This window comes from Cytobacillus sp. FSL R5-0377 (assembly GCF_038004385.1).
Lineage (GTDB): Bacteria > Bacillota > Bacilli > Bacillales > Cytobacillaceae > Cytobacillus.
Genome location: NZ_JBBORA010000001.1, coordinates 4,461,989 through 4,474,126, shown reverse-complemented (window position 1 = coordinate 4,474,126; position 12,138 = coordinate 4,461,989). Strand labels below are relative to the sequence as shown.

Annotated in this window: 11 protein-coding genes; 4 read left to right on the top strand and 7 right to left on the bottom strand. The window is 41.5% G+C overall.

Annotated features, from left to right (window positions below):
- Positions 1-25: 25 nt before the first annotated feature.
- The 3 genes from NSQ49_RS22825 to NSQ49_RS22815 all read left to right on the top strand — a co-directional run bounded on the left by NSQ49_RS22825 (position 26) and on the right by NSQ49_RS22815 (position 3,503).
- Complete coding sequence (locus NSQ49_RS22825; RefSeq protein ID WP_251284350.1) at positions 26-1,210, top strand: MalY/PatB family protein; 1,185 nt, start codon at positions 26-28, stop codon at positions 1,208-1,210.
- 42 nt (positions 1,211-1,252) lie between these two features.
- Positions 1,253-2,029 carry a MurR/RpiR family transcriptional regulator gene (locus NSQ49_RS22820; protein WP_251284349.1) on the top strand — a complete coding sequence of 259 codons (777 nt, stop codon included), beginning with the start codon at positions 1,253-1,255 and terminating at the stop codon, positions 2,027-2,029.
- Between the two features lie 118 nt (positions 2,030-2,147).
- Entirely contained in the window at positions 2,148-3,503 is a 1,356-nt protein-coding gene (locus NSQ49_RS22815) for an IS1182 family transposase (RefSeq protein ID WP_251285007.1), read from the top strand.
- Positions 3,504-3,669: 166 nt separating this feature from the next.
- Here NSQ49_RS22815 and NSQ49_RS22810 read toward each other — a convergent pair whose 3' ends face one another.
- From NSQ49_RS22810 to NSQ49_RS22795, 4 genes are all read right to left on the bottom strand, one after another.
- Entirely contained in the window at positions 3,670-4,845 is a 1,176-nt protein-coding gene (locus NSQ49_RS22810; protein WP_251284222.1) for a styrene monooxygenase/indole monooxygenase family protein, read from the bottom strand.
- Between the two features lie 308 nt (positions 4,846-5,153).
- Complete coding sequence (locus NSQ49_RS22805; RefSeq protein WP_251284221.1) at positions 5,154-5,984, bottom strand: sugar nucleotide-binding protein; 831 nt, start codon at positions 5,982-5,984, stop codon at positions 5,154-5,156.
- A 77-nt stretch (positions 5,985-6,061) separates the two neighbouring features.
- On the bottom strand, positions 6,062-6,730 hold the full coding sequence (locus NSQ49_RS22800) for a Type 1 glutamine amidotransferase-like domain-containing protein (RefSeq protein WP_251284220.1): 669 nt from the start codon (positions 6,728-6,730) through the stop codon (positions 6,062-6,064).
- Positions 6,731-7,374: 644 nt separating this feature from the next.
- Positions 7,375-8,265 (bottom strand): Vgb family protein, encoded by an 891-nt coding sequence (locus tag NSQ49_RS22795; RefSeq protein ID WP_251284218.1) that lies wholly within the window; start codon positions 8,263-8,265, stop codon positions 7,375-7,377.
- Positions 8,266-8,711: 446 nt separating this feature from the next.
- Here NSQ49_RS22795 and NSQ49_RS22790 point away from each other — a divergent pair, with 446 nt between their 5' ends.
- Positions 8,712-9,974 carry a dicarboxylate/amino acid:cation symporter gene (locus tag NSQ49_RS22790; RefSeq protein WP_251284217.1) on the top strand — a complete coding sequence of 421 codons (1,263 nt, stop codon included), beginning with the start codon at positions 8,712-8,714 and terminating at the stop codon, positions 9,972-9,974.
- 98 nt (positions 9,975-10,072) lie between these two features.
- Here the strand turns inward: NSQ49_RS22790 and NSQ49_RS22785 are convergent, their stop codons facing one another.
- From NSQ49_RS22785 to NSQ49_RS22775, 3 genes are all read right to left on the bottom strand, one after another.
- The gene (locus tag NSQ49_RS22785; RefSeq protein WP_311315936.1) at positions 10,073-10,474 is read right to left on the bottom strand and encodes a MurR/RpiR family transcriptional regulator; all 402 of its coding nucleotides are present in this window, start codon (positions 10,472-10,474) and stop codon (positions 10,073-10,075) included.
- Positions 10,475-10,584: 110 nt separating this feature from the next.
- Complete coding sequence (locus NSQ49_RS22780; protein ID WP_285870363.1) at positions 10,585-10,707, bottom strand: hypothetical protein; 123 nt, start codon at positions 10,705-10,707, stop codon at positions 10,585-10,587.
- A gap of 91 nt (positions 10,708-10,798) precedes the next feature.
- Positions 10,799-11,770, bottom strand: coding sequence for a BadF/BadG/BcrA/BcrD ATPase family protein (locus tag NSQ49_RS22775; protein WP_251284216.1), 972 nt, complete (start codon positions 11,768-11,770; stop codon positions 10,799-10,801).
- Positions 11,771-12,138: the final 368 nt, after the last annotated feature.

Here is a 12,138-nt window from a genome sequence, read left to right as displayed (position 1 = left end):
AACAACTAGAGAAAAGAGGTTTATTATGAAACGTCATTTTGATCAATCTATCAGTCGAATCGGGACCTACTGCACCCAGTGGGATTATATGGAGGATCGATTTGGTTCAAGTGATTTACTGCCTTTTAGCATCTCAGATATGGACTTTAAAAGCCCTCCAGAGATAATTGAGGCGATACAAAAACGCACCAGCCATGGCATTTTTGGGTATACAAGATGGAACCATGAAGACTATAAATCTTCCATTGCCGGCTGGTATAAAAGAAGGTTCGATAACGAAATACCAATAGATTGGGTAGTCTATAGTCCGAGTGTCATTTATTCGATTGCAAGACTGATCGAGATTTTAACATCTGAAAGCGATCAAGTGGTTATGCAGGTGCCTGCCTACGATGCTTTTTTTCATGTCATTCACCAGTCGAAACGGGAGCTGATTCCTAACCCGCTTTTATACCAGAATGGAAAATATGAAATTGATTTTGAGGATTTGGAAAAAAAGCTGCGTCATCCAAAAGCAAAAATCTTATTGCTCTGCAATCCCCATAACCCGACCGGGAGGGTGTGGACAGAGCAGGAGCTGAAGAAAATCACCGACCTTTGTGCCAAATACCAGGTAAAGATCATTTCTGATGATATTCATATGGATATTACCTTTCAAGACCACCGGTTTATTCCTATTACCAGTGTGGCAGATGATCTGCAAAATATCTATATCTGTACGTCTGCCAGTAAAACCTTTAATACACCCGGCTTGGGCGGCTCCTATCTATTGATTCCGAACGAAAAGACGAGAGAAAGCTATATGAAGCTTTTAAAATATCGGGATGGCGTTTCAAGCGCCTCAATTTTTGGAGAAATTTCCGTTATCGAAGGCTATCGTCATGGTGATCAGTGGGTTGATGAACTATGTTCCTACCTGTATAATAATATGAAATTAGTGAAGGAGTTCATCGATCAAGAACTGCCATCCATTCAATTTCGTATCCCTGAATCCACATATTTAGCATGGATGGACTGCACTGAACTTGGGAAAACCAATCAAGAGCTCCAGCAGGCCCTTGTTAAAGCGGGAAAGGTCGGAATCATGTCTGGCGCAGTCTATGGTGAGGAAAGAGGAATCTTTTTACGAATGAATGTTGGCTGCCCTCAATCTAAAGTCATAGAAGGTTTAGAGAGACTAAAACGCGCGGTTCTATCTCTTACACCATAACTGATAAGAACTCTTGATCCATGGCTGTGAAAAGGTGATATCATGCAATCGTTTATGAAACGGCTAGCCCAGCATCGGGATCAATTAAGTCAGCTTGAAAAGCAGGTACTGGATTATATCATACGCTATCCTAAGAAGATTATTAATTTAAAACTCGAAGAGGCAGCAAAGGAAATGTATGTTTCGACTGCTACCATCAGCCGAACCTGTAAAAAACTCGGCTTTCAGGGCTTTCAGGACTTTAAACTCCAGCTGCATTTAAACATTAGGGATAATGATCAAGGTGAAAGCCAGGGAATTTCAGAATCCTTATCATTCCATGTTAAACGCTATGAAAAAGATATACAGGAAGTATTAAATAGAATTGATGAAGAGAAGCTGAATAAAGCTGCTTCGCTGATTAAGCAGGCAAGACATGTAGAATGGTTCGGTATGGGCCATTCCTATTCTGTTTGCTGGGATGCTTCCAAAAAACTGCTGATGCTAGGCAAGAGCAGCACGGCTAGAATGGATTGGGATGATTTGCGGAGTGCCGCCCTCAACGTAAGAACGGATGACCTTGCTATTTTTGTCTCCTATAGCGGAGAAACCTTGCATATTTTAGAGTATGCACACATTCTAAAAGAGCGCGGCATCACAATGCTATCCATTGTCGGAACCCCATCAAACGGTTTAGTAGAACTATCGGATTTTGTTTTTTACACCCCTATTGAACATTGCTACCTTGATGACATTGATATGTGCTCCCGGGCACCCTTTCAACTTTTCCTGGATCTATTGCTTGTAGAATATCGGAATTTGAGCAGTGGCTCCCCATAAATAATAAAGCCTCCCTATACGGGAGGCTTCAGCTTGTAGACAAAGTCTGCTTTGCAGACCACGTCTACAAGCTTTTTTTGTATAATTAGATTGAAAAGATTTTTTGTGGGGGATTCAAATGTTATCAAAACACGTAGAAGATGGAAGAAATCAAATAGAAATGGTCGCTCTTGACCAATTAGTGCCTGAAGATCACCTGGTTAGAAAGATCGAACAAGCTATTAATTTTGAATTCATTTATGACCTAGTAAAAGATAAGTATAGCTTAGACAATGGGAGACCTAGTATTGACCCTGTTGTCCTTGTTAAAATGGTGTTCATTCAATATCTATTTGGCATACGCTCGATGCGTCAAACAATTAAAGAGATTGAGACCAACGTAGCCTATCGTTGGTTTATTGGGTATGGGTTCACAGAGAAAGTTCCTCATTTTTCAACCTTCGGTAAAAACTACGCACGACGCTTTCACAATACGGACCTTTTTGAACAAATCTTCTATCGTATCTTAAAAGAAGCCATGACAAAGGGATTGGTCGACCCATCAGTTGCTTTTATTGATTCTACCCATGTAAAAGCGAATGCGAATAAAAAGAAGTTTGAGAAGAAAATAGCTCGTGTTGAAACAAGAAGTTACCAAGCTCAGCTAGATGAAGAAATTAATATCGACCGTGAGGAACACGGAAAAAAGCCCTTCCCCCCACAGAATAAAGAAGAGTCAAAAGAAATAAAGGTCAGTACAACAGATCCTGAAAGTGGCTATTATGTAAAAGATGAACGGGAGAAATTATTTGCTTATTCATTTCATACAGCATGTGATTCTCGTGGGTTTATCTTAGGTTCTCTTGTCACTGGTGGAAATGTTCATGATAGTCGCATGTTAGACCAACTCGTCACTCAAGTCAGGGATAAAGTTGGAAAGCCTGAATCTATCGCAGTTGATGCTGGATATAAGACACCCCACATAGCAAAATTCCTTATGGATCAAGAGATTAGACCCGTTATGCCCTACACTCGTCCGAGAACAAAAGACGGATATCTTAAAAAGTACGACTACGTATATGATGAACATTTTGATTGCTATATTTGTCCTGAAGGACAAATCCTTCCTTACCGCACAACGACTAGAGATGGCTACAAACAGTACACTTCAAATCCACAAAAGTGTAAAGAATGCCCTCTTTTAGAACGTTGTACTCAAAGCCAAAATCACACTAAAATGATTCATCGGCATTTATGGCAGGGTTACATAGATGAAGTGGAACATCTGAGACATACCGAACTGAATAAAACGTTATATGCAAAGCGCAAAGAAACGATCGAACGTGTCTTTGCGGATGCAAAAGAAAAGCATGGCATGCGTTGGACGACCCTAAGAGGGCTTAAAAAAGTTTCAATGCAGGCGATGCTTACTTTCGCTGCTATGAACCTTAAGAAACTGGCAAATTGGACATGGCGAGGACCATGTCCAGCTTAATTATTGAGGTATGCCAACTGAAAAATATGATAAAACCCCAGTTTCACAAAATGAAACTGGGGTTTGTATACGGTCTGAAGCCTCCCTATACGGAAGGCTTCTTTAGTGTCAAAAATTCTTTTGTATGATCCCCTCTCATCCTTATACAGGACAACTTGTACTGTTCTTAATGCAACGGTTGAAAAAAAGCACTATAAGCTTTTCGCGGATTCTCGAACCACTCGGCTGCTTCGTCTGCAATCTTTTGATCTTCTGCGCCTGATAACAGGGTTCGAACAACATGCTCAGGCAGTGCCTGCGTCATTGCATTGGTCCATGCTGTTACTTCTTTTACAAATGGTTTTGTACGATTCCAATATTCCTCCCCAAGCTGGTTGTCCCATTTAGAATTTTTATTCTGGATTATAGTTTCGTATAATTGTTCAGCACAGTAAGAAGACAGATTACAGCCTTGGCCAGTAATCGGATCATTCAGAAAGACACTATCTCCACAGCCAACTATTAGTTTATTTTTCATCGTTGCATAAGGCTTTCTAATTACAGGCTTAATGGCAACCTTAAGGAAGGCATTTTCATCGGAAAGAGCAAAGCGATCCTGATCGATTCGTTCATGGATATCTTTGAAATATTGCTTTGTTACATTCCTCATTTGATTTGTAAATTCTTTTTCGTGCTTAATTTCTTTAAATACATCTAACTCCCTGTCTGGGATGGCCATAATGAACAATATCGTAACTGGCCCGTGTTCTGTGATTGCAGGAATTTCAAACATTTCACCTATTTCAGGCAGAACTGTTACGCTTACACCGAGAGGAACAACTGGCTTTATCCCTGTAAAATAACCAACGATGCATTTTCGCTGAGGCACTTGGAAAGGAGAAAGCTCCTCTTCAATAGGAAATGGAAAGATAGGGCCCGATTTTCCTGTACAATCAATGATTAAATCAAATTCATTTGCCAAACTTTCTGCCTGATCTTTATTAACTCTTAAAAGCCGAGTAGATACACCCTTGTTTTCAAGATCATCCAAGCATTGGGAGAAGTAAAGACGCTGGTCAACAGATAACGCTGGCTCTTGTAGCTTTCCAACAAATAACTTTTGATCACCTATCGTCATATGGATACTATTAATAAGCGTTTTTTCATCCCACTTTGGCATGTTAAAACGGTTTTCCCGGGTTCTTGTTGGACCAAAGTGCACTTGGGTAGACATAATTCGTCCATTTTGAATCTTTTCCGAAGAGTTTGAGTGAATAATAGTTACATCAAATTCTTCTTTAAGAGAATAAGCCAGTTGTAAACCTGCTGTACCACTGCCTATAATACATATTTTCCTGCTCATGATTCTCTCCCCTTTGTATTTTCGTATCCTTCCGACGGTCAGCAAAATTCTTAATTTTCCAACTTTTACAGTCTAAATAAAACATAGAGTGTTGTAAATGCGTCAATTTATTTAATTTTCTATTACTTAATGCTAAGAAATAGCGGAGATCTTATAAATTGTGAAAATGATGATGAGGCTATCGCTTAGATAAAAAAACGGAAAAGGTCATAAACACCTCCTCCGTTTTTTGTATGAATATAGTATGGAACTTTGCTAACCTACCTGCCCTGTAGTGCCATGATATTACCTGTGTTAGTTTAATAGCTTCAAGGGGTCATTTCTCCCAGCAGATAAGTAATAATATCTTTATTTTTGCATTGCAGAGAACTTGGAATATCTTCACGAATTGATTTCAATGCAAAATAATGGGTGTTCTCATTGTCTTGAAAAAGGTTATATCGCAAAATATTCTTTTCACTTGCAACTGTACTTACAATCTGTTCAAAGAATTGTCCATAAGCAAATAGATCCTCTGAAGCTAAATGAAAGATGCCCTTTAGTTTATTTTCAATGATGAACCGTAATTGTCTTGCTAACACGACATCCAAAAGATTGCTGCATATTAAATTTCTATACACATCAATCATTTTGTCTTGTTTTAAACTTTCTCTAATTAAGTTCAATCTTGGAGAATCCTTACCCCATATCGCAGGGATTCGGATAATAATCAATTGCTCACCTAAAACTTCGTTTAGCATATTCTCACATTCAATTTTGAATTTCCCATAATCTGTTTCAGAAATCGGTATATCCTTTTCTGTATGCGGTTTTGAAAAGTCACCATCAAAAACATTTGTGGTAGAAAAGAAATACAAACTGCTGCCGATACTCCTTAACTCCATAGCCAATTCTTTGTGAAACTGGAGTTGGTCAACGAAATCCCCTCTTATGCAAGAAATCACTGCGTCAGGCTTAATTGATCGTATAATTTGTCTCATCTTATCGATTTGTTGGACTTCCAATTGGAATTCCTTACTTTCGGTAAGGCTTGTAAATGAAGAAGAATATGTTCCATACAGGTCAAATCCCTCTTTAAGTTCATCAGCTAAAGCTTTTCCTACTAGACCGCTTGCACCAAGAATTAGAACCTTTTCCATTGTCATTTCCCCTTTATCGAACCTTTTTTATCATAAGCAGACAATATTAGAAAAAATTTTTTAACGGCGGAGTAATTTCATTTCGGAAACAGTCTCCATTGCCCTTCGGAGACCACTTCGACCTCTCCTTCGATCACCTTGAGGGCGGTTTGATCATCAATTGCATATGCCTGCCCCTTCATCCCGGCGGCCCATCTCTCTGCATTAGCCATCGTGTTATACGGCAGCATTTCGTGATCCAAATGCGGGAACATTGCAAAATCGACAAGTCCCAGCGTTTCATCACCACCGTTGGGTGGATTCCAGCCAACGAAGAAGTCCCCGATGTTTGGTGCCATCACCATGCTCCCGGCACTCATTCCCACATAGACTGCGTGCAGCGACGGCAAAAGGTCTGCGAGCCCTGACTTCCTCATCCAATGGCAAAGGTAGAGGGCGTCGCCGCCCGACACCAGCAGGGCGTCTGTCTCCCGGATCAGCGGCACCCAGCGGTCTTCGCCGATGCTTGGCAGCGCTGTGAGCTCCAATACGCCGACAGACTTCCAGTCCAGGGCGACCATCGGATTCTCTTCTTTTCCGCTAATAAACTCCCATGCTTTGACACCGGGACCGACCAAGGGGTGTCCATACATCGCGGTAGGTATGCACAGGGCGTTGGAGTCGGCGATTGGCTTCCCCAGCATGTCAACCAGCGCGTCATGTATGCTTTTGTTATTAATGCCTGCAGATGTAAGCAGTAATTTCATCCTCACAACTCCTTGTCATTACAAGCTGCTATTTTTTTGAATCTCGTAATTCCTTTTCAGCAAACCTGCTGCTTAATACCCAATCCGCAATAAGAAATGTATTAACCTTAAAATATACTTTAGGAATTATTATTACTACTTCTTCAGTAATAGTTTAAATTCCTTGTTTACCAACCTGCTCCTGCCATGGCACCCGCGGGAGCTCCCGTCCTCAATCACCGTCATTAAGAGAGCATCCAGAGTTACTTCAATTGAAAAGGCATTGGTATTAATCAATCGGAGTGATATGGCATACATGACTCCACTAAAGGAAGCAGCCACTCCGGCCGTTACTCTGGCAATCAGTTTATAGGGTAGAGCTTGATACCCTAAGGCTTCTGACGATCTTCCTTCCGGAACATGCTTTTAGCGCTCGCCTGTGGACGATTCTGTAAATAGCTTCAGCGCGACAATAACAATGCCCAAACTCACAAGTTTAATATTATAGAAGGAAGTACGGTCTTTGAATACGCCAGGCACACTGAAGGTAAAACCGGCTCCCCCAGTGTGTTAGACCCCGCTTAAAATAAAGCTAGTAAAAACGAGCAAAAATAACCCCGCCCAAACTGAAGTGGCGGGGGTAAGTAATCTATTAACTTGATCAATTAATCGTTTCTAGTGATTTTCCCAATCATATCAGCTTCCAATGCAAACCAGATAGTCTTCCCATCACAGGTTGCAATGCCATGGGGTTCAGCATTAGCTGTTACAATCGGATATTCCGCAATCACCCCATCGGCTGTAAGTCTCCCAATCTTATTTGCGCCCCATTCTGTAAACCATAAATCGTTTCCTGCCCCTGCTGTGATGGCATGCGGCTTTGCGTTTGGGGTTGAAATTTTATATTCCGTTATTTCTCCACCAGCAGTAATTCGCCCAATTTTATTGCCGATAATCTCGACAAACCAGAGGGCTCCATCGTTCCCTTTTGTTATTCCAACCGGCCCGGAAGCAGGGGTGGGAATGGCAAATTCCGTCACGTCCCCATTTTCCGTAATTCTTCCGATAGCGTTATTTTGGTTTTCTGTGAACCACAGAGCGCTATCAGACCCCATCGTGATAAATGCAGGGTACGAACCTGGAACCGGAAGGTCATATTCATGGATAGAACCATCATCCTTAATCCGCCCAATACGATTTCCATTCATTTCGGTAAACCAGATATCACCATTCGGCCCTTCCGTAATCCCATAGGGTGCTGAATCTGGCTGGGGCAAGGGATATTCCTCGATAGAGCCTTCTTTCGTTATTCTCCCGATGTTGTTTGCCCCATTCTCGGTAAACCAGACCTCTCCTTTTGATGACACCATTACACACATGACTTTTGCATCCGGCGTCGGCAGCGGGTATTCAGTTATTTCCCCATCCAATCCGATGCAGCTGATCATATTGGCTTTATGCTGTGTAAACCAGACCTCTCCCTTTTCTGAAACAGCGATTCCATATGGGCCTGTATTTGTGCGGCCAGGTTTTATCTCCTGTAATTTAAATTCCATCCTTTTACCTCCGAACCACTATAATTTCCCCAAAAAACAAAAGCCTCCTATCTCACTTTCCGAGACAGGAGGCAGTGCGGCACAACCTTGGACTTAAATAGGCTCTTCGAAACAAAGCCGTTCTTCAAGTCAAAAAGCACACACATTCAATCCTGTCTCAGAAAAATCATCGATAAATAAAGCCCATTCCCACACGGTGTGGAACTTGAACGGGAGGCTGTACTATCGGTTTTCACTAAGTGCAGGATTAAAGGATCATGTGCTTTTCTTCACCCTTTCAGCATTGAATAATCTCACTGTATGACATTTACTGGAGGATGTCAAATGGTGCTTGACTGATAGAGCTTAAGTTGACAGAATAGTAAGAAATATGGCAGCAGTCTTCTTTTAATGAACCATTTTAATATATAATAGAGTGTTGGATATTACAGAAAGGTTGAGACAACATGAAAAAGGTTTTTGCAAATTACAAGCTAACCATCTTCCTGCTCCTCTCCATCCTCATCGGCGGAGTTGCCGGAGTGGTTTTTGGCCCCAAGACTGCGGTTGTGAAGCCGTTTGGGGATTTATTCTTGAATTTATTGTTTATGATCATAGTGCCGCTCGTCTTTTTTAGCATCGCTTCCAGCCTTGCAAATATGGGCGGTATGAAAAGACTTGGGAAGATTATGGCCGGGATTTTCACCGTGTTTTTTATTACGGCTGTCATTTCTGCCATCCTGGGCTTCATCGGGATTTCGATTGTGGATCCGCTGAAGAATACAGATGTCGCTGCAATTAAGAGCATTATGGCGGAAGCTACTATCGATCCTGAAGCGGAAGAAATCACATTCCTGGGCCAGCTGGTTCAGGCGTTCACGGTTCCTGATTTCCAAATGCTGTTCTCAAAGAGCAACATGCTGCAGCTGATTGTATTCTCGATTTTATTTGGATTGGCCACAGCGATGTCAGGTGAAAAAGGCAGACCGATTGCCAATCTCCTTTCATCCGGTTCAGCCGTGATGATGAAGTTTGTTGGATTTGTCATGTACTATGCGCCAATCGGTCTTGGCTGTTACTTCGCTACCATCATTGGTGAGCTTGGCCCGCAGATTCTGGGCGGATATGTCCGTGTGTTTGTGCTTTATCTGGTATTGACTCTTATTTACTTCTTTGTTTTCTTTACGCTATACGCCTTTGCGGCTGGCGGTAAAGATGGCGTCAAGGTGTTCTGGAAAAATGCGATCACTCCTTCTGTCAGTGCGATTGCCACATGCTCGAGTGCAGCATGTATCCCAATTAACCTGGCCGCTGTCCGAAAAATGGGTGTACCCCAGGACATTGCGGAGACGATGATCCCGCTTGGAGCGAACACACATAAGGATGGTTCTGTTATTGGCGGAGTCTTTAAGATCGTCTTCCTGTTCAGCTTGTTCGGAAAAGACATGTCGAGCATGACAAGCATCATTACGATCCTTGTTATTTCGTTCCTGGTTGGAGCTGTTATGGGTGCCATTCCAGGCGGCGGGATGATAGGCGAAATGCTGATCCTGAGTGTGTTCGGCTTCCCTCCTGAGGTGCTGCCGGTTATCGCTGTTATATCTACGGTCATTGATGCACCGGCTACCCTCCTGAATTCAGCCGGCAATACGGTTTCGGCCATGATGGTCAGCCGGATTGTTGAAGGGAAGAATTGGCTGAAGGAATCATTGCTAATTAAACAAGCCTAAAGAAAGGACGTGTGGAAATTTCCACACGTCTTATTTTCTTGTTATACCTTTTAATTGCGGATGCTTAAGGTTCCCCATAAAAGCAAGCATTAACCCACCTATTTTATCTTCGATTTATGTTTTCCTTTAATAAAATCAACGGCTTCTCTCGTTTTATCCAAATGCGTCACAGTCTCTTCATACTCCTGGGATGCTGCGCGCATAAAAAGAATATTAATTACATGCAGCTGAGCCATCCGTGAGGAAGTGGCACCGCTGAGGAAGGTTGCTTCTTTTGTTGTAGAAGTATAGAGGCGGATATCAGCTCGATCAGATACAATGGACGATCCATATTTGGTTAAGCTTATGGTTGTGGCCCCTTTTTGATTGGCAAGCGCAAGAAGCTTGGCGACTTCAATTGTTTGACCTGAGAAAGAAATGCCTACTACTACTACTACATCATCTTCGCTTGCATTCGCAGTCACTGTTGCCGCAAAATGCAAATCGGAAAAGGAATTCATACTGTCGCCTTATATATAAAGCTGTTCCAATATCTTGGCCGCGAAAATCTGAATCTACAAGGAGGACCTAAATCCTGCCTCTCTTTATTCATGTTTACATTTATTTTCTCCTACCAGGCTTTAGCCAGAATAAAACCTATTACATTTCCGTTTTTGTCCAGGGCAACAGAGGAAGCGATGTGTATAACTTTTTCATTTTCGAAACTTTTTTGCAGCAGCAATTTCTCTCTCATCGGGAAGTCCTTCCCCAGTTCATTATTCCAAAGCCGCAAAGTTCATCTGCACTCTCCTTACTGGGAGGAATGATCTGCACAGGTCTGTCCCCTAATTATTCTTAAAATTATCTATAAAACTTTTATCAATTTCTGCACCAGCATTTATCAAACTTGCAATAACCGAACCAGCGACAGGCGGTAAATCAGGCAAAATAATTGCCGGCTTTTTGTTTTGAAATTGAAGACTTTCTTTTATATTAGGAATAAACCATTCTGCACTTTTATAGTTTCCCCCTGCTAATACGATGGAGAGCTCTTTATTTCTAGCTTGATTCTTAAACAATTTGAGGATAAGTCTGCGAATGTTTTTCCCCATCTCGATGCCAGCTTGCTTTAAAATCTCTTGCGAAACGAGATCCCCGCCTTTTGCAGCTTCAACAACCAATCTGCTTAGCGACGCTATCGTCTCTCTGGCTTTTGTGAAGTCATAGATAACTGGAATCAGCTCTGGCACCCTCTTCACTTTTAAGGTATTGATAATAGCAGATGTTAAATCCGTTTTTTCCCCGAAGCCATCATACTCGTCAAAAATGGCTTTTAGCGCATGTTTTCCAATTGAGAAGCCGCTTCCTGAGTCGTCAAGCAAAAATCCCCATCCACCGACTCTTGTCCGCTCACCTTCATCATTAATTCCGAAAGTAATCGAACCTGTACCGCTGATATTGACAACACCGGGCTGTCCCAGTGTTCCCGAATACAGGGCATTAACAGCATCATTATCGACTTTAAAAAGGCAATCAGCCGGAAGGTATTTTTTATATAAATGCCCCATTTTTCTCTTATCCTCTTCACGATCAACTCCAGACATCCCTGCAAAAAAACTACCTAAACCGGCAAACTTTTCAGGTGCACGCTGCTGCAAATCCCGCAGTAACCTGCTTAGCTCTTTTTCTACAAATTCAAAACCAAGACTATTAGGATTAGTGGGTCCGACAGCTGCTTCTGCATGAACCCTTCCTTTTTCGTCACAGATAACACCTTTAGTCTTTGTCCCGCCGCCGTCAATACCTAGTACATACATGTAAAACACTCCTCATAATATTGAAATTTTGATTATTATCTGTTTAAACTAAAATTTAATTTTAGCTATTACAGAGAACCTCCATAAAGTATGTAACATGCTTTTGTTTTAAAAATTATTGATATAGGTCTATAGCAAATTTATATATTGTATGGTGTAGTGGAATACATTCAATTTTTTCTTTATTTTTACAAAAATAGATTGTATTATCTTTGAAGCGTAGGAAGTGTCTATCCGCTGACTTCTCATCCCTTAGCTTTACTCCTATTCCATTAGATTGTGCACATCCAAAGTTCCAAAAAACGTTTAACTAAATCTTCCTTTCCCTTCTATTAAAAATACTTACCGTGAGATTACCTCAAAAAAAA

Excerpts from the sequence above, each read along its gene's own strand:
- NSQ49_RS22810 (WP_251284222.1), bottom strand. The coding sequence starts at position 4,845 with ATGAGCAGGAAAATATGTATTATAGGCAGTGGTACAGCAGGTTTACAA.
- NSQ49_RS22795 (WP_251284218.1), bottom strand. The coding sequence starts at position 8,265 with ATGGAATTTAAATTACAGGAGATAAAACCTGGCCGCACAAATACAGGC.
- NSQ49_RS22785 (WP_311315936.1), bottom strand. The coding sequence starts at position 10,474 with ATGAATTCCTTTTCCGATTTGCATTTTGCGGCAACAGTGACTGCGAAT.
- NSQ49_RS22780 (WP_285870363.1), bottom strand. The coding sequence starts at position 10,707 with ATGAGAGAGAAATTGCTGCTGCAAAAAAGTTTCGAAAATGAAAAAGTT.
- NSQ49_RS22775 (WP_251284216.1), bottom strand. The coding sequence starts at position 11,770 with ATGTATGTACTAGGTATTGACGGCGGCGGGACAAAGACTAAAGGTGTT.
- NSQ49_RS22790 (WP_251284217.1), top strand. The coding sequence starts at position 8,712 with ATGAAAAAGGTTTTTGCAAATTACAAGCTAACCATCTTCCTGCTCCTC.
- NSQ49_RS22825 (WP_251284350.1), top strand. The coding sequence starts at position 26 with ATGAAACGTCATTTTGATCAATCTATCAGTCGAATCGGGACCTACTGC.
- NSQ49_RS22815 (WP_251285007.1), top strand. The coding sequence starts at position 2,148 with ATGTTATCAAAACACGTAGAAGATGGAAGAAATCAAATAGAAATGGTC.
- NSQ49_RS22805 (WP_251284221.1), bottom strand. The coding sequence starts at position 5,984 with ATGGAAAAGGTTCTAATTCTTGGTGCAAGCGGTCTAGTAGGAAAAGCT.
- NSQ49_RS22800 (WP_251284220.1), bottom strand. The coding sequence starts at position 6,730 with ATGAAATTACTGCTTACATCTGCAGGCATTAATAACAAAAGCATACAT.
- NSQ49_RS22820 (WP_251284349.1), top strand. The coding sequence starts at position 1,253 with ATGCAATCGTTTATGAAACGGCTAGCCCAGCATCGGGATCAATTAAGT.